20 protein-coding genes and 3 tRNA genes are annotated in these 25,583 nt (G+C 64.9%); 10 read left to right on the top strand and 13 right to left on the bottom strand.

The annotated features are described in order from the left end of the window. Positions 1–2 precede the first annotated feature (2 nt). The 5 genes from RPB_RS12985 to RPB_RS12965 all read right to left on the bottom strand — a co-directional run bounded on the left by RPB_RS12985 (position 3) and on the right by RPB_RS12965 (position 3,856). Positions 3–974 carry an FkbM family methyltransferase gene (locus RPB_RS12985; RefSeq protein ID WP_011441464.1) on the bottom strand — a complete coding sequence of 324 codons (972 nt, stop codon included), beginning with the start codon at positions 972–974 and terminating at the stop codon, positions 3–5. Continuing rightward, positions 971–2,176, bottom strand: coding sequence for an NADH-quinone oxidoreductase subunit D (locus RPB_RS12980; RefSeq protein ID WP_011441463.1), 1,206 nt, complete (start codon positions 2,174–2,176; stop codon positions 971–973). Before RPB_RS12980 ends, RPB_RS12985 begins: the two co-directional genes overlap by 4 nt. Positions 2,177–2,248: 72 nt before the next feature. Further along, positions 2,249–2,863: an NADH-quinone oxidoreductase subunit C gene (locus RPB_RS12975; RefSeq protein WP_011441462.1), complete on the bottom strand. Its 615-nt coding sequence runs from the start codon at positions 2,861–2,863 to the stop codon at positions 2,249–2,251. 16 nt (positions 2,864–2,879) lie between these two features. Continuing rightward, positions 2,880–3,479 (bottom strand): NuoB/complex I 20 kDa subunit family protein, encoded by a 600-nt coding sequence (locus RPB_RS12970; protein ID WP_085978161.1) that lies wholly within the window; start codon positions 3,477–3,479, stop codon positions 2,880–2,882. 11 nt (positions 3,480–3,490) lie between these two features. Further along, on the bottom strand, positions 3,491–3,856 hold the full coding sequence (locus RPB_RS12965; RefSeq protein ID WP_011441460.1) for an NADH-quinone oxidoreductase subunit A: 366 nt from the start codon (positions 3,854–3,856) through the stop codon (positions 3,491–3,493). 331 nt (positions 3,857–4,187) lie between these two features. Between RPB_RS12965 and RPB_RS12960 the strand changes: the two genes are divergently transcribed. Then, positions 4,188–4,382, top strand: a complete 195-nt coding sequence (locus tag RPB_RS12960) for a hypothetical protein (RefSeq protein WP_011441459.1) — start codon at positions 4,188–4,190, stop codon at positions 4,380–4,382. Positions 4,383–4,696: 314 nt separating this feature from the next. Here RPB_RS12960 and RPB_RS12955 read toward each other — a convergent pair. Continuing rightward, positions 4,697–4,773: transfer RNA gene (locus RPB_RS12955), tRNA-Asp, on the bottom strand. A gap of 246 nt (positions 4,774–5,019) precedes the next feature. On the opposite strand from RPB_RS12955, the gene RPB_RS12950 reads away from it, so the two are divergent. From RPB_RS12950 to RPB_RS12935, 4 genes are all read left to right on the top strand, one after another. Further along, complete coding sequence (locus tag RPB_RS12950) at positions 5,020–5,331, top strand: HU family DNA-binding protein (protein WP_011441458.1); 312 nt, start codon at positions 5,020–5,022, stop codon at positions 5,329–5,331. A 113-nt stretch (positions 5,332–5,444) separates the two neighbouring features. Further along, a complete protein-coding gene (gene pepT, locus RPB_RS12945) occupies positions 5,445–6,707 on the top strand; it encodes a peptidase T (RefSeq protein ID WP_011441457.1) in 1,263 nt (420 codons plus the stop codon). 210 nt (positions 6,708–6,917) lie between these two features. After that, the gene (locus RPB_RS12940; protein WP_011441456.1) at positions 6,918–8,156 is read left to right on the top strand and encodes an efflux RND transporter periplasmic adaptor subunit; all 1,239 of its coding nucleotides are present in this window, start codon (positions 6,918–6,920) and stop codon (positions 8,154–8,156) included. Between the two features lie 27 nt (positions 8,157–8,183). Further along, on the top strand, positions 8,184–11,327 hold the full coding sequence (locus RPB_RS12935; protein WP_011441455.1) for an efflux RND transporter permease subunit: 3,144 nt from the start codon (positions 8,184–8,186) through the stop codon (positions 11,325–11,327). Between the two features lie 22 nt (positions 11,328–11,349). Here the strand turns inward: RPB_RS12935 and RPB_RS12930 are convergent, their stop codons facing one another. Further along, positions 11,350–11,634: a hypothetical protein gene (locus RPB_RS12930; RefSeq protein WP_011441454.1), complete on the bottom strand. Its 285-nt coding sequence runs from the start codon at positions 11,632–11,634 to the stop codon at positions 11,350–11,352. 128 nt (positions 11,635–11,762) lie between these two features. Here RPB_RS12930 and RPB_RS12925 point away from each other — a divergent pair. Further along, positions 11,763–11,839 (top strand) — tRNA-Val (locus RPB_RS12925). Between the two features lie 88 nt (positions 11,840–11,927). Here RPB_RS12925 and lon read toward each other — a convergent pair. The 5 genes from lon to RPB_RS12900 form a co-directional block, all read right to left on the bottom strand. Continuing rightward, complete coding sequence (gene lon, locus RPB_RS12920) at positions 11,928–14,366, bottom strand: endopeptidase La (protein ID WP_011441453.1); 2,439 nt, start codon at positions 14,364–14,366, stop codon at positions 11,928–11,930. Positions 14,367–14,694: 328 nt separating this feature from the next. Further along, a complete protein-coding gene (clpX, locus tag RPB_RS12915) occupies positions 14,695–15,969 on the bottom strand; it encodes an ATP-dependent Clp protease ATP-binding subunit ClpX (RefSeq protein WP_011441452.1) in 1,275 nt (424 codons plus the stop codon). A gap of 385 nt (positions 15,970–16,354) precedes the next feature. Next, positions 16,355–16,993 carry an ATP-dependent Clp protease proteolytic subunit gene (locus tag RPB_RS12910; protein ID WP_011441451.1) on the bottom strand — a complete coding sequence of 213 codons (639 nt, stop codon included), beginning with the start codon at positions 16,991–16,993 and terminating at the stop codon, positions 16,355–16,357. 309 nt (positions 16,994–17,302) lie between these two features. Next, positions 17,303–18,661: a trigger factor gene (gene tig, locus RPB_RS12905; protein ID WP_011441450.1), complete on the bottom strand. Its 1,359-nt coding sequence runs from the start codon at positions 18,659–18,661 to the stop codon at positions 17,303–17,305. Positions 18,662–18,812: 151 nt separating this feature from the next. Continuing rightward, positions 18,813–18,897, bottom strand: a tRNA-Leu gene (locus tag RPB_RS12900). 149 nt (positions 18,898–19,046) lie between these two features. On the opposite strand from RPB_RS12900, the gene RPB_RS12895 reads away from it, so the two are divergent. Continuing rightward, complete coding sequence (locus RPB_RS12895) at positions 19,047–20,375, top strand: multicopper oxidase family protein (RefSeq protein ID WP_011441449.1); 1,329 nt, start codon at positions 19,047–19,049, stop codon at positions 20,373–20,375. A gap of 217 nt (positions 20,376–20,592) precedes the next feature. Here the strand turns inward: RPB_RS12895 and RPB_RS12890 are convergent, their stop codons facing one another. Continuing rightward, a complete protein-coding gene (locus RPB_RS12890) occupies positions 20,593–22,092 on the bottom strand; it encodes a bifunctional ADP-dependent NAD(P)H-hydrate dehydratase/NAD(P)H-hydrate epimerase (RefSeq protein ID WP_041798239.1) in 1,500 nt (499 codons plus the stop codon). Between the two features lie 414 nt (positions 22,093–22,506). On the opposite strand from RPB_RS12890, the gene RPB_RS12885 reads away from it, so the two are divergent. The 3 genes from RPB_RS12885 (at position 22,507) to RPB_RS12875 (ending at position 25,469) form a co-directional block, all read left to right on the top strand. Continuing rightward, on the top strand, positions 22,507–22,845 hold the full coding sequence (locus tag RPB_RS12885; protein ID WP_011441447.1) for a P-II family nitrogen regulator: 339 nt from the start codon (positions 22,507–22,509) through the stop codon (positions 22,843–22,845). A gap of 110 nt (positions 22,846–22,955) precedes the next feature. After that, a complete protein-coding gene (glnA, locus tag RPB_RS12880) occupies positions 22,956–24,365 on the top strand; it encodes a type I glutamate--ammonia ligase (protein ID WP_011441446.1) in 1,410 nt (469 codons plus the stop codon). Positions 24,366–24,773: 408 nt separating this feature from the next. Next, positions 24,774–25,469, top strand: coding sequence for a CerR family C-terminal domain-containing protein (locus RPB_RS12875; protein WP_245258218.1), 696 nt, complete (start codon positions 24,774–24,776; stop codon positions 25,467–25,469). Positions 25,470–25,583: the final 114 nt, after the last annotated feature.

Raw genomic sequence — 25,583 nt, 5'->3', positions numbered from 1 at the left:
GATCAGTTTCTCATCGCGCGTTTGGCCGCGCTCGCATTCAGATTTTCGATCCGGGCCAACCAGAACGCGCTCGCGGTACCGATGACGTTGTAGCCGACATTCGACGCGACCTTGATGCGGTCGAGAATGGCGAGGTCGACGACGGACTCGAAGCGGTTGGTGCCGGGATCGTAGACGACGAGCTTCAGCGGGGTGTGCTCGAGGATGAAACGCGACACGGTGTGATCCTTGTCGCTACCGTGCTCCTCGCAAAGAATGGCGGTGTCGGCCTGCAGCAGCCGTTCGCCGCCACGGATCGCGTCGATCTCGACACCCTCGACGTCGAGCTTGACCAGGTATTTACCGACCGTGGCGATCAGGCCGTCATCGAGCAGATCGTCGAGCCGGATCACCGGAACGTCCTCGCCGGCGACGTCGGTCTTGCCGACGATGCTGAGCGCCTCGTGCTTGGTCCCGGACAGCCGCGCGGTGCCGCGCGTCGCGCCGATCGCGCATTTCATCGTTTCAAAGCGATCGCCATTGACCTGGGCATTGTGCGCGAGCCGGCTGAAATTGGCCTGCGACGGCTCGATCGCGATCGCACGATGCGCGCCGAACGGCTTGCTCGACACCAGCACCGACCAGTAGCCGTAATTGGCGCCGCAATCGATCAGCGTGTAGTCGACCTCGACCGAGTCGGCGAACAACAGATCGAGTTCGATCTCGTAGCGATACGAACGCTCGAGCAGCTTGCTCCAATAGCCGTCGCCGTAGGGAAACACGAACGTCGCGTCCGGATTGAGCTTGATCGCGATATCCCGGGACGGCAGCGCCTTGCGCATCAGATTCGCCGCGGCATTGTAGCCGCGATACGAGAATGTCGACGACACCCGCGCGCCCATCACCAGCGCATACGCCGCCATGCGCTCGAGAGGGCTGGCGCCCTCGAGAGCGCCGGTGGCGCGGTCGAACTGGATGGGCTTGGGTGCGATCACCGATCGACCTCTCCGAACACGATGTCGAGCGAACCGAGAATGGCCGAGACGTCGGCGAGCAGATGGCCGCGGCAGATGAAGTCCATCGCCTGCAGATGCGCGAAGCCGGGAGCGCGGACCTTGCACTTGTAAGGCTTGTTGGTGCCGTCGGAGACCAGATACACGCCGAACTCACCCTTCGGCGCCTCGACCGCGACATAGACTTCGCCGGCCGGCACGCGGAAGCCTTCGGTATACAGCTTGAAGTGATGGATCAGGGATTCCATCGACCGCTTCATCTCGCCACGCCGCGGCGGGAAGATCTTGTTGTCGTCGACCGCGACACGGCCCTGCCCGGCGGGTTCTCGCATCTTGGCGATGCACTGCTTCATGATCCGCACCGACTGTCGCATCTCCTCGACCCGGATGCAGTAGCGGTCGTAGCAGTCGCCGTTCTTCCCGATCGGCACGTCGAAATCCATCTCGGCGTAGCATTCGTAGGGCTGCGACTTGCGCAGATCCCACGCGGCGCCCGAGCCGCGCACCATCACGCCGGAGAAACCCCACTCCCACGCCTGCTCCAGCGTCACCACGCCGATGTCGACGTTGCGCTGCTTGAAGATGCGGTTGTCGGTCAGCAGTGTCTCCAGATCGTCGACCGTCTGGATGAAATTGTCGCACCAATTGTCGATGTCGTCGATCAGCTTCGGCGGCAGGTCCTGATGCACGCCGCCGATGCGGAAATACGCCGCGTGCATCCGGCTGCCGGAGGCGCGCTCGTAGAACATCATCAGTTTCTCGCGCTCCTCGAACCCCCACAGCGGCGGCGTCAGCGCGCCGACGTCCATCGCCTGGGTGGTGACGTTGAGAAGGTGCGAGAGAATGCGGCCGATTTCGCAGTACAGCACGCGGATCAATTGCGCGCGCCGCGGCGCCTCGATGCCGAGCAACTTCTCGGCGGCGAGGCAGAATGCGTGTTCCTGGTTCATCGGCGCGACGTAATCGAGCCGGTCAAAATACGGGATCGCCTGCAGATAAGTCTTCTGCTCGATCAGCTTTTCGGTGCCGCGATGCAGCAGTCCGATATGCGGATCGACCCGCTCGACCACTTCGCCGTCGAGCTCCAGCACCAGCCGCAGCACGCCGTGCGCCGCCGGATGTTGAGGGCCGAAATTGATGGTGAAGTTGCGGAGACCGGCGGCCTCGGTAGCGGCGTCAGCCATGGGGCAAGCTCCGCACACGGGCGAACAGCGATGGGCGAGTAGCGAATGGCGAGTGGTTCATGGCGATCGGCGTCACGGCTTCACCCCCGCCTTCTCGTCGCCCGGCAGCACCGGATAGTCCGCGCCTTCCCACGGTGACAGGAAGTCGAACTTGCGGAATTCCTGATTGAGCCGCACCGGCTCGTAGACCACGCGCTTCTGGTCGTCGTCGTAGCGGACCTCGACGAAACCGGTGAGCGGAAAGTCCTTGCGCAGCGGGTGACCGTCGAACCCGTAGTCGGTCAGAATCCGGCGCATGTCGGGATGGCCGGTGATGACGATGCCGTAGAGATCATAGACCTCGCGCTCGAACCAGTCGGTGCCCGGAAACACGTCGATGATCGACGGCACCAGCGTGGTCTCGCCGACCTCGGCGCGCAGCCGGATCCGCGCGTTCAGCGCCGGCGACAGGAAGTGGTAGACCAGATCGAACCGCGGCACCCGGCCGGGATAGTCGACCGCGGTGACGTCGACGATGTTGACGAAGCGGCAGCGCGGATCGTCGCGCAGGAAACGCGCCACCTCCACCACCTTCGCGGCGTCGATCGTCACCGTCAGCTGGCCGTATGCGATCGAATGACCGATCGCGGCGCCCGGCAAGGCGCCGACGATCGTCTGACCCAGGGTGTCGAGCCCGTTGTCGTCCATGAAGCAGCCTTCTTCTTCAGCGTTCGATCGTGCCGGTCCGACGGATCTTCTTCTGCAGCAGCATCACGCCGTACAGCAGAGCTTCCGCGGTCGGCGGGCACCCCGGCACATAGATGTCGACCGGGACGATGCGATCGCAGCCGCGCACCACGGAGTAGGAATAATGATAGTAGCCGCCGCCGTTGGCGCACGATCCCATCGAGATCACGTAGCGCGGCTCCGGCATCTGATCGTAGACCTTACGCAGCGCCGGAGCCATTTTATTGGTCAGGGTGCCGGCCACGATCATCACGTCGGACTGCCGCGGCGAAGCGCGCGGGGCGAAGCCGAACCGCTCGGCGTCGTAGCGCGGCATCGACAACTGCATCATCTCGACCGCGCAGCAGGCCAGGCCGAAGGTCATCCACATCAGCGAGCCGGTGCGCGCCCAGGTGATCAGATCGTCGGTCGCGGCGACGAAGAATCCCTTGTCGGACAGCTCGCGATTGACGTCGAGAAAGAACGGATCGTCGGCGCCGACCGGCTTGCCGGTGTTCGGATCGATGATGCCGCTGGGGGCTCGCGCGATCAGCGGCTGCGCGCCCTCGGGGCGCGTCGACGGCGTCGGCTGCTGCATCGAGGCTGGACTCAATCCCATTCGAGCGCACCCTTCTTCCACTCATACGCGAAGCCGACGGTCAGCACGCCGAGAAACACCATCATCGACCAGAAGCCGGTCGCGCCGAGTTTCCCGAACGCGACCGCCCATGGAAACAGAAAAGCGACTTCGAGGTCGAAGATGATGAACAGGATGGCGACCAGGTAGAACCTGACGTCGAACTTCATGCGGGCGTCGCCGAAAGCGTTGAACCCGCATTCATAAGCCGAGAGCTTTTCGGGGTCGGGCTGCTGATAGGCGACGGCAAAAGGCGCCACCAGGAGGACAAAGCTCAGTCCAGCCGCAACAAGAATGAATACGACGATTGGTAGATAGTTCGGCAGAATGCCGCTCATCACCGTTCCCTATCCCGCGGTGGTGCACCGCCGCAGACTCGTTTGCATTTGAATTGTTCTACCGCTTAGCGCAGTGCAACAGGGGGCGCAAGACAAGCTGTGTTGACACCTAGGTACCTCGTCATGCGCACAGCGCTGGGGTTTTCCCGGACGCACTTTCAAACCCCGGTTCAAAGCTTGGCCCAGGCGCCGAAAATGCGGCGTATACCTCCTGGAAACCATACCCATCAGGGACGAAACCATTTTCGGAACCCGCGAAACTTTCCTGAAACACACGCCGGATAAATCTGTGTGCATCGAAGCGGCGACAAGCACCGCGCGGAGGCGACAGATGAACCACTCCATTCATTCAGCGGATCGGGCCACCCACCTGAAAGTGGTCGTGGTGGCGCTGGTCGCAGGCATCGCCGTCGCCGCCTTCGGAATTTCTGCGCGGGTGACCGCCGATTACAGCCAGACCGCCCACGTCGTGAAGGCGACCAAGCAGATCACCATCACCAGCTCCGAGACCTCGACGGTGAGATAAGCCGCAAGGCTGCCTTCGCACCCTCCAGTCACGGATCATTGAGATCGGCCGCCTCCGGGCGGCCTTTGCTTTGGCCACATCCGACTCCGGAGCGGCACGCGGCGCCCTGCGCCACACTTCTCCACAATGTGCTGAACAAGATCTGAAGCGCCGGCATCGGCGGCGTGTCCGCAGCCGGACATCCGCGCGCGGCATCGCCCCGCACGTCCGACTGCGGAGGCGAATCCACGCATGGCGGGCATCGGGGCGAAAACACATTGGGAAGGCGCTGGTGGAGCTGCGGTTCGCCAAACGCCTGTTTTCACAAGGCTAAATGGCGCGAGAGACGGGGCTCGAACCCGCGACCTCCGGCGTGACAGGCCGGCGCTCTAACCAACTGAGCTACTCCCGCGTGGTTGCGTCACCGCGCAGGCGGTCGATCTACCGGGGCGTCCTTCTCAAGTCAAGCCGATTGCGCGAAAGCTCCGTTTTCGCTCGCCGGGGTCGCTGTTGTCCTTTGATGCCGGCCTTTTTTGGGCCCACAATGCAAATAATGCGCTGTTTACGGGCAAAACAGCGTATGCAGCCCCCACCCGAATCGTCTAAGGCCTGCTACGTCTTAGTTTCCTAAGCCGATACCAAACCCGGAGAGCTAAAAATGGCGAAGAAAGCAGTTGCGAAAGCCGCGACACCCACGACCGTCACCCTGAAGCATCTCGCCGCGGCGCTCGCCGAAGAGCACGAGTTGTCGAAGAAGCAGACCGAAGCCATCCTCGGCGACCTGGTCGGGCGCATCACCAAGCACCTGAAGAAGGGCGAGCGGATCCGCATCGTCGGCCTCGGCATCCTGCAGGTCCGCAAGCGCGCCGCCCGCACCGGCCGCAACCCGGCCACCGGCGAGACCATTCAGATCAAGGCCAGCAAGAAGGTCGCGTTCCGCGCCGCGAAGGAACTCAAGGAAGCCATCTGAGCTTTCTCCTTCCACCGATCCACGCCATCCCGGAAGCCGCTCGCGGCCGCCGGGATGGCGACTGACCTGCGATCTCGTTGTCCACGCTTTTCTGAAATCTGGCGGTCCTGAGCGTGCCCACTGGCGTCAGCGACATCGAATTCACACACGGCGTGACCGAGCGCTTCCTGCGCTATGTCGCAATCGACACCCAGTCCGACCCCGCTTCCCCCACCTGCCCCTCGACCGCGAAGCAGAAGACCCTCGGCGCCCTGCTGGCGCAGGAGCTGCGCGACCTCGGCCTGTCCGACGCCCATCTCGACGAGCGCGGCTACGTCTATGCCACCATCCCGGCCACCACCGCCAAGCCGGTGCCGGTGATCTGCTTCTGCGCCCATATGGACACTTCGCCCGATTGTTCAGGCGAAGGCGTCAAACCTCAGATCGTCAAGGATTATCAGGGCGGCGACATCGTCCTGAAGGCGGACCCGACCCAGATCATCCGTGCCGCCGAGCATCCGGCGCTGGCGCAGCAGATCGGCCACGACATCATTACGACGGACGGCACCACCCTGCTCGGCGCCGACAACAAGGCCGGCATCGCCGAGATCATGGACGCGGCCGCCTTCCTGCTCGCACATCCCGACATCAAGCACGGCCCGCTCAAGATCCTGTTCACGCCCGACGAGGAGATCGGCCGCGGCGTCGACAAGGTCGATCTGGCGAAGCTCGGCGCCGATTTCGCCTACACCATGGACGGCGAGACCGCCGGCAACATCGAGGACGAGACCTTCTCGGCCGATGGCGCGGTCGTCACCATCCAGGGCGTCAGCGCCCATCCGGGCTTCGCCAAGGGCAAGATCGAGCACGCCATCAAGATCGCGGCGGCGATCGTCGAGCGGCTGCCGAAGGACACCTGTTCGCCGGAGACGACGGAGGGCCGCGACGGCTTCCTGCATCCGATCGGGATCACCGGCGCGCTGGAGCAGGCAACGCTGAGCTTCATCGTCCGCGACTTCACCGAACAAGGGCTTCAGGAGAAGGAAGCGCTGCTGCAGCGGATCGTCGACGAGGTGATGCGCGATTACCCGCGCTCGACCGCCACGGTCGAGATCAAGCCGCAATACCGCAACATGAAGCAGGTGCTCGACCGTTATCCCGAGCTGGTCGCAAACGCCCGCGAGGCGATCCAGCGTGCCGGGCTGACGCCGGTCACGACGTCGATCCGCGGCGGCACCGACGGTTCGCGGCTGTCGTTCATGGGCCTGCCCTGCCCCAACATCTTCGCCGGCGAACACGCCTTCCACTCGCGGCTCGAATGGGTCAGCCGCCAGGACATGGAAGCCGCCGTCCGCACCATCGTGCATCTGGCGACGATCTTCGAAGAGAAGGCATAGGCCGGCGCCACGTCGCCGGCCGCCATCGTCCCGAACAGTTTCCTCCCGTCCCACCGACACCGTCCGATCATCGACGATCGGACGGAAGAATGAAGCTTGGCGCCTCTCGTCGAAGTTGCGTCAGTCGATGGACCCGTATCTGGGAATCTGATCTGGGTTCCCTGTCGCGCCCGGATATTCGGAGAGGGCGAGAAAGCGGAGATCCACCTGATGGCTCGGGGACACCTTCCGTCGCTTCCGTCCGCAAGAGGATGGTCGGTCATCGCCGGCCTGTTGTGCGCGCCTTTAGTCCTGTCGGGATGCAAGGAGCAGAACAAATACGCGGCGCCGCCGCCCACCAAGGTCACCGTCGCCACGCCCACCCGATCGCCGGTCACGCTCTATGCCGAGTTCACCGGCAACACCGCCCCGGTCGCCTCGGTCGATCTGGAAGCGCGCGTGCAGGGCTTCCTCGAGAGCATCGACTATCGCGACGGCGAAGCGGTGAAGAAGGGCCGCGTGCTGTTCAAGATCGAACCGGCTCAGTATCAGGCCCAGGTCGATCTGCAGCAGGCCCAGCTCGACGGCGCCAAGGCCAAGCAGGTCAACGCGCAGCGCGAATACGACCGGCAGGCCACCCTCGGGCAGAAGGAGGTCGCCACCCAGCGCAATGTCGACGACGCCCAGACCAATCTGGCGTCGGCGAATGCCCAGGTCGCGGCCAGCGAGGCCTCGCTCAAGCTCGCCAAGACCTCCCTCGCCTATGCCACCGTGACCGCGCCGTTCGACGGCGTGGTGACGCGCCGCCTCGCCAATATCGGCGCGCTGGTCGGCTCGTCCGGTCCCACCAAGCTCGCCACCATCCTCCAGGTCGATCCGCTCTACGTCTATTTCAACATCACCGAGCAGCAGCAGATCAATCTGCGCGATGCGCTGGCCAAGCAGGGCAAGACCCTGAAGACCATGCGCGAAGACGGGATGGAAATGCCGATCGAGGTCGCGCTGTCGGCCGACACCGCATTCCAATATGCCGGCAAGGTCGACTACATCGCGCCGCAGGTCGAGACCGCCACCGGGACGCTGCAATTGCGCGGCGTGCTGGAGAACAAGAACGTGGCGCTGGTGCCCGGCCTGTTCGTCCGGGTCCGCGTCCCCGTCGGCAAGCTCGACGACGCGCTGCTGGTCGACGACACCGCGGTGATGTCCAACCAGACCGGCAGCTACGTCATGGTGGTCGGCAACAACAACGTCGTCGAGCAGCGCCAGGTGACCCCCGGGGCGCTGCAGGGGCAATTGCGTGTGATCACCAAAGGCCTGTCCGCCGACGACAAGGTTGTGATCGGCGCGATCCAGCGCGCGGTGGCCGGCAACACCGTGGCGCCGGTGTCGGGCGCCATGGCCGCCGCCCCCACCGGCCCCAAGCCGGCCCCCGCAAGTCTGACGCCCGGAACCGGCGCGTCCAAGCCCTGATCCTTCCGGCCCTCACGAGGCGTCACCATGTTCTCGCGCTTCTTCATCGAACGGCCGGTGCTCTCCAACACGCTGGCGTTTCTGATCATCCTGTTGGGCGCGCTGTCGCTGATGCGGCTGCCGGTGTCGCAATATCCAGACGTGGTGCCGCCGACGGTGTCGGTGACGGCGACCTATCCGGGCGCCAGCGCCCGCACGGTGATGGATTCGGTGGCGCTGCCAATCGAGCAGCAGGTCAACGGCGTCGAAGGCATGATCTACATGCAGTCGACCAGCGCCAGTGACGGCAGTTACAGCCTCGTCGTCACCTTCGACATCGGCACCAATCCCGACATGGCGCAGGTGCTGGTGCAGAACCGCGTCTCGCTGGCGAGCGCGCAATTGCCCACCTCGGTGTCGACGCAGGGCCTCAACGTCAAGAAGAAGTCGACCGCGATCCTGCAATTCGTCAGCCTGTATGCGTCGGACGGAAAGTACGACAATCTGTTCCTGGCCAATTACGCCAAGATCAACCTCGAGAACGAGCTGGCCCGGCTGCCCGGGGTCGGCGACGTTTCGGTGCTCGGCTCCGGGTCCTATGCGATGCGGATCTGGCTCGATCCGGATCGCCTGCAGAGCTACGGCCTGACCCCGAGCGACGTCGTGTCCGCGATCCGGCTGCAGAGCAGCGAGGTCACCGCCGGTCTGGTCGGCGGGCCGCCGACGCCCGACATGGTGAACTTCCAATACGCGCTCGACGTCACCGGCCGCTTCAACGAGGCCGCCGATTTCGAAAAGATCGTCGTCAAGGCGGTCGACGAAGGCGGCGGCAACCTCGTGCGCATCGGCGATATCGGCCGCGTCGAACTGGGCGCCGCCTCCTACGGGCAGACCGCCACGCTCGACGGCAAACCGTCCGCCGCGATCGCGATCTCGCTGTTGTCGGGCGCCAACGCGCTGACGGTCGCGCAATCGGTCAATGCCAAGATGGCGGAGATGGCGAAATCCTTCCCGGCCGGGCTGGACTACAAGGTATCGTTCGACAGCACCAAATTCATCACCGCCTCGGTCGACGAAGTCTACGAGACCCTGGTCATCGCCGCCGTGCTGGTGCTGGTGGTGATCCTGCTGTTCCTGCAGGACTGGCGGGCGATGCTGGTGCCAGCCACCACCGTGCCGGTCACCATCATCGGCGCCTTCGCGGCGATGTCGATGATGGGCTTCACCGTCAACACCACCAGCCTGTTCGCGCTGGTGCTGGCGATCGGCATCGTGGTCGACGACGCCATCGTCATCGTCGAAGGCGTCGCCCGGCACATCGCCGGCGGGATGTCGAGCCGCGACGCGGCTGTCAAGGCGATGTCGGAACTGTTCGGTCCGATCATCGGCATCACCCTGGTGCTGCTGGCGGTGTTCCTGCCGGCCGCGGCGCTGCCTGGGCTGACCGGCAAGATGTATCAGCAGTTCGCGCTGGTGATCGCCGCGACCGCGCTGATTTCGGCGGTCAACGCGGTGACGCTGAAGCCGACGCAATGCGCGCTGTGGCTGCGCGCGCCGGTTCCGCCCGAACAGCGCGCTTTCGTCTATCGCGCCTTCAACGCGGTCTATGCACGCTGCGAGACCGCCTATGCGGCGCTGATCCGCAGGCTGGTCGCCTTCAGCATCCCCACGACGCTAGTCGGGCTCGCTTTGATCGGCGTCGCCTTCTACGGCCTGTCGCGGGTGCCGACGAGCTTCCTGCCGTCGGAGGATCAGGGCTATTTCATCGTCAGCCTGAAGCTGCCCGATGCCGCCTCGGCGCGGCGCACCGAAGCGGCGGTCGCCAAGGCGGTGGACATCGTCCGGCAAACCGCGGGCGTCGAAAGCGTGATCGGGGTGTCGGGCATCTCGCCGCTCGACAACAACGCCACGCTGTACAATGCCGGCATGCTCTATGTCGTGCTGCACGACTGGGACCAGCGCAAATCCGCGGACCTCGGCATCGATGCGATCGTCGCCAAGGTGCGTCAGGCGCTGCAGACCATCGACACCGCAACGGCGATCGTGCTGATGCCGCCGCCGATCCAGGGCGTCGGCAATTCCAGCGGCTTCACCATGATGGTGGAGATGAAGAACGGCAGCTCCGACTTCCTGGCGCTGCAGAACGCCGCCGAACAGCTCGCTGCCAACGCCTCGACCCAGACCAGCATCGCCAACGCCGCCTCGACCTTCAAGGGCAACGTCAAGCAGTTGCGGCTGGTGGTCGACCGGATCAAGGCGGAGACGCTGGGCGTCACCGTCGGCCAGGTGTTCTCGGCGGTGGAGAGCTATCTCGGCTCGACCTACGTCAATCAGTTCACCAAGTTCAACAACGTCTTCCAGGTCTATGTGCAGGCCGATGCGCCGTTCCGGCTGCAGCCCGCCGACGTGTTGAAGCTGAAGGTCAAGGGCACCGGCGGGCAGATGGTGCCGCTCGGCGCCGTCGCATATCTCACCGATGACGTCGGGCCGCCGCTGGTGACACTGTACAACCTCTATCCCGCCGCCACGATCGTCGGCAGCCCGGCGTCGGGCTTCAGTTCGGGCGAAGCGATGACGCTGATGAGCGAGGTCGCCGCCCATTCTCTGCCGTCGTCGATGGGCACCGCCTGGACCGGGATGTCGTATCAGGAGCAGGTCGTCGGCAATCAGATCTACTACGTGTTCGCCGTCGCTTTGCTGCTGGTGTATTTCGTGCTCGCGGGCCAATACGAGAGCTGGCTGCAGCCGCTCGCGGTGATCCTCGCGGTGCCGCTGACGCTGCTCGGCACCGTGGCGGCGCTGGAGCTGTCGGGGCTGCCGAACGACCTCTACACCCAGATCGGCATCGTGCTGCTGATCGCGCTCGCCGCCAAGAACGCGATCCTGATCGTGGAATATGCCCGCGAAAAATGCGCCGAGGGCATGCCGGCCGCGGAAGCCGCGGTCGAGGCGGCGCGGCTGCGCTTCCGCCCGATCCTGATGACCTCGTTCGCCTTCATCTTCGGGATGCTACCGCTGGCCTTCGCCTCCGGCGCAGGCGCCGGCGCACGGACCTCGCTCGGCATCGCCGTGGTCGCCGGCATGCTGGCGTCCACCGGCCTCGCCGTGCTGTTCGTGCCGGCGTTCTTCACGGTGCTGGAGCGGCTCGGATCGCGCCGGACCGTCGAGCCCGAGGCGCCACCGGCCGGTTGAGGGAGAGCCCGGCGGTTCGGGCTCAGTTCGGCGGATTGGCCGGCCTGGCACGTTTCGCCGGCGCAGGCTTCGCGGCGGCCTTCTGGGCGTCTGCACCCCGCACATTGCCCCAGGGATCGACCGGGCCGGTCGCGTTCGGAACGTTGCTGAGCGAGCGTTGATAGGCCTTCTCGGCCTGCTTCTCGGCCTCGATCTCGGTCCGGGACTTCTCCGGGTCCGGATCGCCGTATTTCTGGATCGGCGCGGTCTGCCCGAAGGCCGGCCCGGCCAGCAACGCGAAAACGGCGACGGCGTAGACGATTCTCATGCTGCTCCTCCCGGCACGACCTGCGCCTGCATATCACCGCGCGAGCCCCGGCGCCATTTGGCCGGCACGCGGCACCGCGCGTCCGCTCGTCTTGCACAGACCATGATCGCCGGGCTAGATACCCCGGCGGGCGGCTAGCTCAGCTGGTTAGAGCATCTCGTTTACACCGAGAGGGTCGGGAGTTCGAATCTCTCGCCGCCCACCAGCCCCGACTTCCCCACACACTTCCGGTTCCCCAAACGCAAACGGCGCCCCGCAGGGCGCCGTCGCTATTGGTGTCGGGCTCGGACCGCTCAGTGCGCGGTGAGTCCGCCAGCGGCTTCGTCGGCCTCCGAGGTCTCCGGCTTGCCGGGGATCTTGGCGGCGGTTTCCTCTTCCCAGACGATCGGCACCGGAGCACGGACCAGCGCGTTGGCAATGACCTCGTCCATCCGGGCGACCGGGATGATGTTGAGGCCACCCTTGATCGCGTCCGAGATCTCGGTGAGGTCCTTGGCGTTGTCCTCGGGGATCAGCACCGTCTTGATGCCGCCTCTAGCCGCCGCCAGCAACTTCTCCTTCAGGCCGCCGATCGGCAGCACCCTGCCGCGCAGCGTGATCTCGCCGGTCATGGCGATGTCGCGCCGGATCGGAATCCCGGTCAGCACCGAGACGATGGTGGTCGCCATCGCCACGCCGGCCGACGGGCCGTCCTTCGGGGTCGCCCCCTCCGGCACGTGGACGTGGATGTCGCGCCGCTCGAAGAACGGCGGCTCGATCCCGAAGGTGATCGCGCGCGAGCGGACATAGGACGCCGCCGCCGAGATCGATTCCTTCATCACGTCGCGCAGATTGCCGGTGACCGTCATCCGGCCCTTGCCCGGCATCATCACGCTTTCGATCGTCAGCAGCTCGCCGCCGACATCGGTCCACGCGAGACCCGTGACGACACCGACCTGATCTTCCAGCTCGATCTCGCCGAAGCGGAATTTCGGCACGCCGAGATATTCCTCGATCGCCTTCTCGGTGACCTTCACCGACTTCTTCTTCGAGAGCATCAGGTCCTTGACCGCCTTGCGGGCGAGCGTGGACAGTTCGCGCTCGAGATTACGCACGCCCGCTTCGCGGGTGTAGCGCCGGATCATCAGGAGCAGCGCGTCGTCGTCGATCGACCACTCCTTGGAATCCAGCCCGTGCTTGGTCAGCGCCAGCGGGATCAGATGCTTGCGCGCGATCTCGACCTTCTCGTTCTCGGTGTAGCCCGCGATCCGGATGATCTCCATGCGGTCCATCAGCGGCCCCGGGATATTCAGGGTGTTCGCCGTGGTGATGAACATCACGTTGGACAGATCGTAGTCGACCTCGAGATAGTGGTCGTTGAAGGTCGAGTTCTGCTCGGGGTCGAGCACCTCGAGCAGCGCCGAGGACGGATCGCCGCGGAAATCGGCGCCCATCTTGTCGATCTCGTCCAGCAGGAACAGCGGGTTCGAGGTCTTGGCCTTGCGCATCGACTGGATGATCTTGCCGGGCATCGAGCCGATATAGGTGCGGCGGTGACCGCGGATCTCGGCCTCGTCACGCACGCCGCCGAGCGACACGCGCACGAACTCGCGGCCGGTCGCTTTCGCGATCGACTTGCCGAGCGAGGTCTTGCCGACGCCGGGCGGGCCGACCAGGCACAGGATCGGACCCGACAGCTTGTTGGCGCGCGACTGCACCGCCAGATACTCGACGATCCGCTCCTTGACCTTCTCGAGCCCGTAGTGATCGGAATCGAGCGTGGCCTGCGCCGCCTCGAGATCCTTCTTCACCTTGGACTTCTTGTTCCACGGGATCGACAGCAGCCAATCGAGATAGTTGCGCACGACGGTCGCTTCCGCGGACATCGGCGACATCTGGCGCAGCTTCTTCAGCTCGTGCTGCGCCTTCTCGCGGGCTTCCTTCGACAGCTTGGTCTTGGCGATCTTCTCTTCGAGATCGGCGAGTTCGTCCCGGCCCTCGTCGTCGCCGAGTTCCTTCTGGATCGCCTTCATCTGCTCGTTGAGATAGTACTCGCGCTGGGTCTTCTCCATCTGGCGCTTGACGCGCGAGCGGATCCGCTTCTCGACCTGCAGCACCGAGATCTCGCTCTCCATCAGCCCGAGCACCTTCTCCAGGCGCGCGGTGACGGACAGCGTCTCCAGGATGCCCTGGCGATCGGCGATCTTGACGGCGAGATGCGACGCCACGGTATCGCCGAGCTTGGCGAAGTCGGTGATCGACTGCACCACGCCGACGACCTCGGCGGAGATCTTCTTGTTGAGCTTCACGTAGCTCTCGAAATCGGACACCACGGAGCGCGACAGCGCTTCCGCCTCGACGCTCTCGGCGTCGGTGTCGGCGATCGATTGCGCCTGCGCTTCGTAGTACTCGGTGCGATCGGTGTAGCTCTCGACCCGGGCGCGCGCCAGACCTTCGACCAGCACCTTGACGGTGCCGTCGGGCAGCTTCAGCAGTTGCAGCACGCTGGCGAGCGTGCCGATCTCGTAGATCGAGCCCGGCGCCGGATCGTCGTCGGACGCGTTCTTCTGCGTCGCGAGCATGATCAGTGCGTCGTTCTTCATCACCTCTTCGAGCGCGCGGATCGATTTCTCGCGGCCGACGAACAGCGGCACGATCATGTGCGGGAACACGACGATGTCGCGCAGCGGAAGAACTGGATAGGAGTGGCTTTCGCCGTAAACGATGGTCGGCCTTGGTTTCGTGGCGGTCATGGCCCGTTCCTTTTCGTTGTGCCCCCTTGCTCGTAGCCCGCCCCCCGGCGCAGCCACCACAAGGTGCCGAGTGTACCGGCGCGTTTCGGCCGGTCAGGCCCCACTCGTCCGGATTTGAAGGCGAATCCTGATAACGCTTGTCATCGCCGTGAACATTAGGTGGCTATCCACCCGGGGGGTGTCAAGTCGTGGAAAAGGCGCTGCTTTGTCAGGTATGCGCGGGCGGTCGACTGCCCCGCAGCGGAGACGAAATCGGGCTGCCGAGAGGTCTCGGCAGCCCGCGTTTGAAGGACCCTTCGCGCGGACTTCCGCGTGCGGTCGGTGGCCATTATGCGCTGGCGCTGCTCTCTGCCGCGCGATCGGAGCGGTCGGCATAGATGTAGAGCGGACGCGCCGTGCCATCGACGACTTCGCGCGAGATCACCACTTCCTCGACGCCTTCGAGACCCGGCAGATCGAACATCGTCTCGAGCAGGATGCTTTCGAGGATCGACCGCAGGCCTCGGGCGCCGGTCTTGCGCTCGATCGCCTTGCGCGCCACCGCACCCAACGCCTCGTCGGCGAAGGTCAGCTCGATGTTCTCCATCTCGAACAGCCGCTGATACTGCTTCACCAGCGCGTTCTTCGGGTCGGTCAGGATCTTCTTCAGCGAGGCCTCGTCGAGATCCTCGAGCGTCGCCACGACCGGCAGACGGCCGACGAATTCCGGGATCAGGCCGTACTTCAAGAGATCCTCGGGCTCGACGTGACGGAAGATCTCGCCGGTGCGGCGGTCTTCCGGGGCCAGCACTTGCGCCGCGAAGCCGATCGAGGTCGAGCGGCCGCGCGCCGAGATGATCTTTTCGAGACCCGCGAAGGCGCCACCGCAGATGAACAGGATGTTGGTGGTGTCGACCTGCAGGAATTCCTGCTGCGGATGCTTGCGGCCGCCCTGCGGCGGGACCGAAGCCACAGTGCCTTCCATGATCTTCAAGAGCGCCTGCTGGACACCCTCGCCCGAGACGTCGCGGGTGATCGAGGGATTGTCCGATTTGCGCGAGATCTTGTCGATTTCGTCGATATAGACGATGCCGCGCTGCGCCCGCTCGACATTGTAGTCGGCGGCCTGCAGCAGCTTCAGGATGATGTTCTCGACGTCCTCGCCGACATAGCCGGCTTCGGTCAGCGTCGTCGCATCCGCCATCGTGAACGGCACGTCGAGAATCCGCGCCAGCGTCTGCGCCAGCAGCGTCTTGCCCGAGCCGGTCGGACCGATCAGCAGGATGTTCGACTTCGCCAGTTCGACGTCGTTGTGCTTGGTCTGGTGGTTCAGCCGCTTGTAGTGGTTGTGGACCGCGACCGAGAGCACCTTCTTCGCATGGTTCTGGCCGATCACGTAATCGTCGAGAACCTTGCAGATTTCCTTCGGGGTCGGGATGCCGTCGCGCGACTTCACCAGCGAGGATTTGTTCTCCTCCCGGATGATGTCCATGCACAGTTCCACGCACTCATCACAGATGAATACCGTGGGGCCGGCGATCAGCTTGCGGACCTCGTGCTGGCTCTTTCCGCAGAACGAGCAGTACAGGGTGTTCTTGGAGTCGCTCGTACCGACCTTACTCATTTCGTTCTCCGTCCGCAGTTCGGTCTTCTCTGGTGCCCTCGTCTTCCGGCAGAACCCGGCAGAGTTGGTAGAAATGGAGCAAATCCCGTACCAGAAAAGACCCCCGCACGTCTGTGGCCGCACCAATCGCGACCGTTTCGAATCCCCCAAACACTTTCGTCGATCAGGTTCAGCCAACCATGCTGGCACCCGTCTATCAAGAATTCGCTAATCGGCAGTACGCCGAGGCGCGTGACAATAGCGTGATTTGCCGCGTGGGCGCGACCCCGCATTCCTGAAAACAGGGCAGAGTTGCGCGTTTGCCACGGGAGACATGGGACGAAAGCGGAACATCCAGGGTGTCCCTGAGGGTTTCACGAGGTTCAGAACCGATCGGGAACCCCGATCAGGCCACCTTCGGGCCGGGGGCCGACTCCTCGGCGCGCTTGTCGATCACCTTGTCCACGATCCCGAAATCGCGCGCCATGTCGGCGGTGAGGAACTTGTCGCGCTCCAGCGCGTCCTCGATCGCCTTGTAGGTCTGGCCGGTGTGATGGACGTAGATCTCGTTGAGGCGCTTCTTCAGGTTCAGGATTTCCTGGGCGTGCAGCATGATGTCGGTGGCCTGGCCCTGGAAGCCGCCGGACGGCTGATGCACCATGATCCGGGCGTTCGGCAGAGAGAACCGCATATCCTTGTGGCCGGCGGCCAGCAGCAGCGACCCCATCGAGGCGGCCTGGCCGGTGCACAGCGTCGACACCGGCGGGCGGATGAACTGCATGGTGTCGTAGATCGCCAGGCCCGACGTCACCACCCCGCCCGGCGAGTTGATGTACATCGAGATTTCCTTCTTCGGATTCTCGGCTTCGAGAAACAGCAGCTGGGCGACGACCAAAGTCGACATGCCGTCCTCGACCGGTCCGGTCAGGAAGATGATCCGCTCTTTCAGGAGGCGCGAGAAGATGTCGTAGGCCCGTTCGCCGCGGTTGGTCTGCTCGACCACCATCGGCACGAGGTTCATGTAGGTTTCCACCGGATCGCGCATAATTCACCTGAAGGTTGTCGAAGACGACGCTCGCGGGCCCGAAACACAGGCCTCGCAGCGAGCGATCGTCCCGTGATGCAGGACGTGAAGCGAGTGCTCAGATATGAGCCGATTGCCCGGCGACAAGGGTGAGACCCGCTTCTCGCCCGAGTTGATACTGATTCGGCGGGCGACGGCAAAACAGACAGCGCCGACTCACGGCCGAATCGCCCGGCTTTCAAGCCGCATCGTTAACGCCGCCTCACGACGCAGAACGGCCGCCGTGACGGGTGGTCACGGCGGCCGTTGGAATAGTTACAGAAGACTGGCTCAGGCGGCGGTCTTGTCGTCGTCGTCCTTGTAGAGTTCCTCGCGGGTGACCGGCTTCTCGGTCACGGTAGCGAGTTCGAGGATGAAATCGACCACCTTGTCCTCGTAGATCGGGGCGCGGAGCTGAGCCAGCGCCTCGGCGTTGCTGCGGTAGAAGTCCCAGACTTCCTTCTCGCGGCCGGGCATCTGCCGGGCGCGCTCGATCACCGCGCGGCTGACCTCGTCGTCGGTGACCTGGATCTTGTTCTTCTCGCCGATCTCCGACAGCACCAGGCCGAGGCGGACGCGGCGGTCGGCGATCTTGCGATATTCCTCGCGCGCCGCCTCCTCGGTGGTGTCCTCGTCGGCGAAGCTCTTGCCGTTCTGCTGCATCTCGGCGTTGATCGACTGCCACATCACGGCGAATTCCTGCTCCACCAGCGACGGCGGCGCATCGAATTTGTGGGTTTCGTCGAGGCGGTCGAGCAGCTGGCGCTTGACGCGCAGCCGGGTGGCGCCGGCGTATTCCGCGGCGAGCCGCGCCTTGGCGGCTTCCTTCAGCTTGTCGAGCGATTCCATGCCGAGCGTCTTGGCGAATTCGTCATCGATCGTGGTGTCCTGCGGCGCCTCGACCTTGGTCGCGGTGGTCTCGAACTCGGCCGGCTTGCCGGCCAGCGTCTCGCTGGCATAGTTGGTCGGGAACGTCACCTTGATGGTGCGGGTCTCGCCGACGGCGATGCCGATCAGCTGATCCTCGAAACCCGGGATGAAGCTGTTCGAGCCGATCACCACCGGGATGTCCTCGCCGGTGCCGCCGTCGAACGGCACGCCCTCGATCGAGCCCTTGAACGAGATCGTCACCCGGTCGCCGCTTTCAGCCTTGGCGCCCTCGGCCTTGTCGGCATAGGCGCGATTGGCCTCGGCGATCCGCTTGATCGCATCATCGACGTCGGAGTCCGAAACCTCGACCACCGGCTTCTCGACCGAGAAGCTCTTGAAGTCGGCGAGTTCGATGGTCGGCACCACTTCGATCGCGACGGTGTAATTCAGGTCCGACTTGCCGGCGAGGATGTCCTCGACCACTTTCTGGTCCTGCGGCATCGTGATCTTCGGCTCGGTGGCGAGGCGGAAGCCGCGCTCGGCGAAGATGCCGTCATTGGTCTCGCGGACCAGCTTGTCGATGGTCTCGGCGGCGACGGAGCGGCCGTAGACGCGCTTCAGATGGCTGACCGGGACCTTGCCGGGACGGAAGCCGTTGAGCTTCACCTTGTCCTTCAGGTCGACCAGACGCGCATCGACCTGGGCGTCGATGTCCGCAGCCGGGACATTGACTTCGAATTCGCGCTTCAACCCGTCGGCGACGGTTTCCTTGACCTGCATGGCGTCGATCTTCTTCCGTGTGACCCAGCCGGGCGGCTGGAGGTGTCGAGTGTTGCGATGCGCGGCGTCTCGCCTGCACCGGTGGCTTGGCGGGCGCGTGTCCCTGCGGACCCGGCCCACCGGAAATGCGTCATGAGCAAGAGCACTTGCGTGGTGCGGGCGGAGGGACTCGAACCCCCACAACTTTCGTCACTGGAACCTAAATCCAGCGCGTCTACCAATTCCGCCACGCCCGCGAAGAGCATCATGTCCGGCCGCGATGCCGCGGGCGGCGGGCTTATAACATGACATATAGGTTGTGCATCAAGAAAATCCCGCTGCACTGCAGCTTCCGCGGCGGCCCGCCGCAGTGGACAGCACGGCGCGAACATGGTCCGCATCGGCCATGACCAACGCCCTCGCCTCGCTGTCGCGCCGCAGCGTTCTCGCCGCCCTCGGGGGCACCGCCTTCGCCGGCCTGCCGTTGCCGGGATTCGCCCAATCGACAACGCCGCGCAAGACGCTGACGCTGCGCGCTGCGGCAGGAACGACCGTGCTGAAAGCCGGCGGCGCGCCGGTGGCGCGACCGATGCTGGCGCTCGCCGAAACCGTCGTGCTGCGGCGTGGCGACGAGGTGGCGGTGCGGTTCGAGAACGGGCTGACGCAGCCGGCGCTGCTGAGCTGGCGCGGGCTCGACGGCGTGGCGGCCGCCGAGCCGCTGGTCGCCCGCCGGCCGGTGCCGCCCGGCGGCAACGACAGCTTCGTGATCCCGTTGCGCGCCGCCGGCACCCTGCTCGTCGACCTCCGCCTCACCGCCGATGGCGGCCCGGCGCCGATGCCGGCGCTGCCGCTGGTGGTGCAGGAGGCCACCCCGCCGCAGGTCGATGGCGACGAGGTCGTGCTGATCGAGGATGCGAGACTCGGCAGCGACGGCAAGCCGCTCGCGTCCGGACTCGACGCCGGCGATATGCCGTGGCTGTACACCGTCAACGGCCAGCCGACCGCGGACATCACGCTGCGCGCCAATGGCCGGTTCAGGCTCCGCTTCATCAACGCCTGCCAGCGCAATGTGATCGCACTGAGAATCGACGATCACGACGTGCGGGTGATCGCCCTCGACAGCCAGCCGGCCGAGCCCTTTTTGGCGCGCAACGGCACGCTGGTGCTGGCGCCCGGCACCCGCGTCGATGTGCTGCTCGATGCCACAAGGCCGCCGGGCGCGACGTCTGCGATCACGCTGCTCGACGGCGGCAAGCCGACGCCGATCGCACGACTCGTCACGTCGAGCGAGCCTCCGCTGCGGCCAGCACCGCTGCCACTGCCCGCGCCCCTGCCCGACAATGGTCTGCCGGCGCAGCTCCCGCTCAGCTCGGCGCTTCGCGTCGACCTGCCGCTCGGCGCGCTGACCTCGGCGCAGCTCGACTGGTTCGCGCCCGACACATTCGTTGCCGCCAAAGGCCCCGCCTTCCAGGCCAAGCGCGGCCGCACCGTCGTGCTGACCTTGAACAACCGCGCGACGATGCCGATGATCTTTCATCTGCACGGCCATCATTTCCGGCTGCTCGACCGGCTCGACGACGGCTGGAAGCCGTTCTGGCTGGATACGCTGGCGATCGACGCCGGCCAGACCCAGCGCATCGCCTTCGCCGCCGAATATCCGGGCCTGTGGCTGATCGAAGCGTTCGCCGCGAAATGGTCCGCGCCGCGGCTGCTGCGGAGCTACGCCGTCAGTTGAACGTTCGGTTCCAAGGATTGAACATTACAGCAATTTCTAGAGCATTCGCTCCACATCAAGGCGTCATCCTGAGGTGCGAGCGCAGCGAGCCTCGAAGGATGGCCCAACGGCACTGTCCGAGCTTGCCGCCCATCCTTCGAGGCCCGACGCGCCGCGCCAGGAGCGCGGCACGCCGAGCGCCTCAGGATGACGCTGAGGCGGGTTGAACCGCCCTCGATCAGTACTCGATGCCGAGTTCGTCATAGACCCGCCGGATCACCGCCGGCAGCGTCTCGGTCAGGTCCTCGGCGATCAGGCCGGGCCCAGCCTCGCAGGCCGCCTCACCGTGCATCCACACGCCGATGCAGGCCGCCTCGAACGCCGCCACCCGCTGTGCCAGCAATCCGGTGATGATGCCTGTCAGCACGTCTCCGGAGCCCGCCGTCGCCAGCCAGGGCGGCGCGTTGAAGGCGATCGCCGCGCGGCCGTCCGGTGAGGCGACCACCGTGTCCGGGCCCTTGAGCAACACCACGGCCCCCGAACGTTGCGCAGCTACGCGGACCCGTTCGAGTTTCGAGCGAAGTGGATTTTTGTTGCTCATATCACTGAACAAGCGAGGGAATTCGCCCTCGTGCGGGGTGAGGACAACCTGTGGATTGGCGCCGGATTTGATCGCCTCGAACAGCGTCTCGGGGGCACCTGCGAACACCGTCAGCGCGTCGGCATCGAGCACCGTGCCGGCGCCCGCCGCCAGCGCCGCCAGCACGTTGCCGCGGGTGCGGTCGTCGATGCCCGCGCCGGGCCCGACGCCGACGGCATTGAAACGGCGGTCGGCCAGCATTCCCGCCAATTGGTCCGGCGTATCGATCGCTCGGACCATCACGGCGGTCAGCGCCGTGGCATTCACCGCGAGCGCATCGCACGGTGACGCCAGCGTCACCAGCCCCGCACCGGCCCGCAACGCCCCGCGGGCCGCCAGCCGCGCCGCGCCGGTCTGCGACAGTTCGCCGGAGATCACCACGGCATGGCCGCGGCCGTATTTGTGGCCGTCGGCGCGCGGCACCGGGAAATGCGGCAGCCACAGATTCGGATCGTTCTCGAACGCCTGCGGCTTGATCTCGTCGAGCACCGCCGGATCGATGCCGATGTCGGCGACCTTCAGCTTGCCGCAATACAGCCGCCCCGGCACCAGCAGATGCCCGGGCTTGCGGCGGAAGAACGTCACCGTCTCACGTGCCCTGATCGCGGCGCCCATCACCGCGCCGGTGGCGCCGTTGATGCCGCTCGGCAGATCGACGGCCAGCACCGGCACGCCGGTGGCGTTGACCGCCTCGATCATCTCCAGCGCCTGATCCTTCACCGGCCGATTGAGGCCGGAGCCGAACAGCGCGTCGATGATCAGAGACGGCGTCCCGATCGACTGTGGCAGGAACGGCAGCAGCGGCCCCTTCCACTCCCGCGCCGCCAGCGCCGCATCGCCTTTCAGCGCGTCGCGCTCGCCGAGCAACATGACGTGCACGGTGCGGCCGAGCGCCACCAGCTCGGTGGCCGCGATCAAACCGTCGCCGCCATTGTTGCCGGGACCGGCGATCACCAGGATCGGTCCGGTTTCCGCCAGCTCGATCGCAGCCTGCGCGACATGCCGGCCGGCATGCAGCATCAAGGCGAAGCCGGACGATCCCCAGGCGATCGTGAGCAGGTCCGCGCGGTCCATTTCAGCGGGCGTCAGTAGCTCCATGCCCAATTCCCAGTACTCTCGCCTCACACTGAGGCAGCAGGCCCCAGAACGCGCCCACAACCGCCCCTCAGATTGCACATATAATAAGCCGACCGCCCTATCATTAGTCAGTCGCGATGCGGGCTGATCTCGAAAGTCTACGCGGACGCGGCCTTAATAATCTGATAACGCTCCACAATCAGCCATTCTGGCAATTTGGCATGGACCCTGCTTTTACGGAAGCCATGTTTCGATCCCCCGCGCTCGCCGATCTCGGCGGGGTCTGCGCGCGACCGTCTCCGGTTTTCAGGCATGTCCGGACCGCAGACGGAGCTGCTTACCCATTCGGCACGCGGTGTCATCGATCCACTGCGCAGCGCCGCGCAATCTGTCATACAATCGCCGAGTCACGTGGGAAGTCCGGGGAGAGTCTAAGTGAAGAAGATCGAAGCCATCATCAAGCCGTTCAAGCTCGACGAGGTCAAGGAAGCGCTTCAGGAAGTGGGATTGCAGGGCATCACCGTGACCGAGGCCAAGGGCTTCGGCCGGCAGAAGGGCCACGCGGAGCTGTATCGCGGCGCGGAATACATCGTGGACTTCCTCCCGAAAGTGAAAATCGAGATCGTGATCGGCGACGATCTGGTCGAGAAGGCGATCGACGCCATCCGCCGCGCCGCCCAGACCGGCCGCATCGGCGACGGCAAGATCTTCGTCTCCAATATCGAAGAGGCCATCCGCATCAGGACGGGCGAATCCGGACTGGACGCCATCTGATCCAACGGCCTATCACCTCCAGCCTGATCGCATCACCTTGCGGCCGCGTGCGGCCGCAAACGCACGACCACCTTCAGCATTTACGACGACCTTAAGCACAAGGGGTACTCATGACCACCGCCAAAGAAGTCCTGAAATCCATCAAGGACAACGACGTCAAGTACGTCGATCTTCGTTTCACCGACCCGCGCGGCAAGTGGCAGCACGTCACTTTCGACGTCAGCATGATCGACGAGGAGATCTTCGCCGAGGGCACGATGTTCGACGGTTCCTCGATCGCCGGCTGGAAGGCGATCAATGAATCCGACATGATGCTGATGCTCGACCCGACCACCGCGGTGATCGACCCGTTCTTCGCCGAGACCACCATGGTCATCACCTGCGACATCCTCGAGCCGTCGACCGGTGAGCCCTACAACCGCGACCCGCGCGGCATCGCCAAGAAGGCCGAGGCCCAGGTCAAGGCGATGGGCGTCGGCGACTCGGTGTTCGTCGGTCCGGAAGCCGAGTTCTTCGTGTTCGACGACGTGCGCTATTCGGCGAACCCGTACAACACCGGCTTCAAGCTGGATTCGTCGGAACTGCCGACCAACTCCGACACCGAATACGAGGGCGGCAATCTCGGCCACCGCATCCGCACCAAGGCCGGCTACTTCCCGGTCCCGCCGCAGGATTCGGTGCAGGACATGCGCTCGGAAATGCTCGGCGCGATGGCGCGGATGGGCGTCAAGGTCGAGAAGCATCACCACGAAGTCGCTTCCGCCCAGCACGAGCTCGGCATGAAGTTCGACACCCTGACCCACATGGCCGACCAGATGCAGATCTACAAATACTGCATCCATCAGGTCGCCCACATCTACGGCAAGACCGCGACCTTCATGCCGAAGCCGGTGTTCGGCGACAACGGCTCGGGCATGCATGTGCACCAGTCGATCTGGAAGGACGGCAAGCCGGTGTTCGCCGGCAACAAATACGCCGACCTGTCCGAGACCTGCCTGCACTACATCGGCGGCATCATCAGCCACGCCAAGGCGATCAACGCCTTCACCAACCCGTCGACCAATTCCTACAAGCGCCTGGTCCCCGGCTATGAAGCCCCGGTGCTGCTGGCCTATTCGGCCCGCAACCGTTCGGCTTCCTGCCGCATCCCCTACACCACCAACCCGAAGGCCAAGCGCGTCGAAGTCCGCTTCCCGGATCCGATGGCGAACCCCTATCTCGCCTTCGCCGCGATGCTGATGGCCGGCCTCGACGGCATCAAGAACAAGATCGATCCGGGTCCGGCGATGGACAAGGACCTCTACGATCTGCCGAAGGAAGAGCTGAAGTCGATCCCGACGGTCTGCGGTTCGCTGCGCGAGGCGCTCGAGAATCTCGACAAGGACCGCGCCTTCCTCAAGGCCGGCGGCGTGTTCGACGACGACTTCATCGACGCCTATATCGAGCTGAAGATGACCGAAGTGATGCGCTTCGAAATGACGCCGCACCCGGTCGAGTTCGAGATGTACTACTCGCAGTAAGCCACTCCTCGGCCGGATCGGCCGACGGGCTCGACAACAACCAAGGCGCCCCTCGCGGGGCGCCTTTTTTCGTCGGGCGAACGGCCGCTCCATGCGGGCACGAACGAGGTACGCCTGCCTCCGTCAGCCGGTTCGACATGCGAGCAACGCCCTTCGCTTGCGGTCGACCGGCATCGCCTCGCCTGCCGTGGCTGCCGGCTGTCCGATGCTGACCGCGCGTCCCAGCCTCGCTGCTGTCCGTTCCCGACTGCCCACAGCCCGTTGCCTGCCACCCTCGCCCAAGCCGGCCGAGCAGCGGTTTGATCCATCTCAACGCCTCATTCATTCGAATGAATTAGGTCGGCCCATGAGATGCTGACGATGATTCCGACGATGATGCCGAACAGACACGCCGCACACGACAGGCCCATGGCACCGCCCGCCAGCGACACCCGCGCCCGCATGATCGAGGCGGCGATCGAGGTGTTCGGGTCGGTCGGCTACGACGGCGCCACCACGCGCCAGTTGGCGGAGCGAGCCGGCGTCAACCAGGCGGCGATCCCCTACCATTTCGGCGGCAAGCGCGAACTCTACCTCGCCGCCGCGCAGGCGATCGCCGACTACATGCGCTCCCGCATCGAGCCGCTGATCGACACGCTGCGCACCGCCAGCGTCGATCCGGTCGGCCACATCGACGCGGTGGTGATGCGCTTCTTCCAGTTCATCGCCGGCAACGCCGAGCCGGAAGCCTGGACGGTGTTCTTCGTGCGCTGCGAGCGCGACGCCGACGATGCGTTTCGCATCATCTATTATCAATCCGTCGCGCGCTTTCAGAGCGCCCTGATCGCGGAAGTCGCCGCCGCGACCGGCCGTTCGCCGAACGACGAGGATCTGAAGATCCGCACCGCGATCGTGCTCGGCGCAATCTCCAATTTCCGCACCCTGCGCAACGTCATGCTGAGTTCACTCGGCTGGGACACATTCGATGCCGAGCGGACACGGAAGCTCGAAATCGCCGTCCGTCGGCTGGCGCAGGCGGAGTTGTTCGGCATCCGCGCCGAGCATGAACCGATCGCCGAGCATTCGCCCCGCTCCGCCGGATCGCATCCATCACCCACGGCCTGACCCCAAAAGGAGGCTGCCATCACGAAGCCCGATCTCACCCAAGCCTATCTGGAATGGACCAAGCAGAAACTCGACGAATCTGCCGCGACGCTCGCCAAGATCGAGGAAGCCGCC

It is taken from the genome of Rhodopseudomonas palustris HaA2, assembly GCF_000013365.1.
Taxonomy (GTDB): domain Bacteria; phylum Pseudomonadota; class Alphaproteobacteria; order Rhizobiales; family Xanthobacteraceae; genus Rhodopseudomonas; species Rhodopseudomonas palustris_J.
This window is presented reverse-complemented; position numbering and strand designations above follow the sequence as displayed.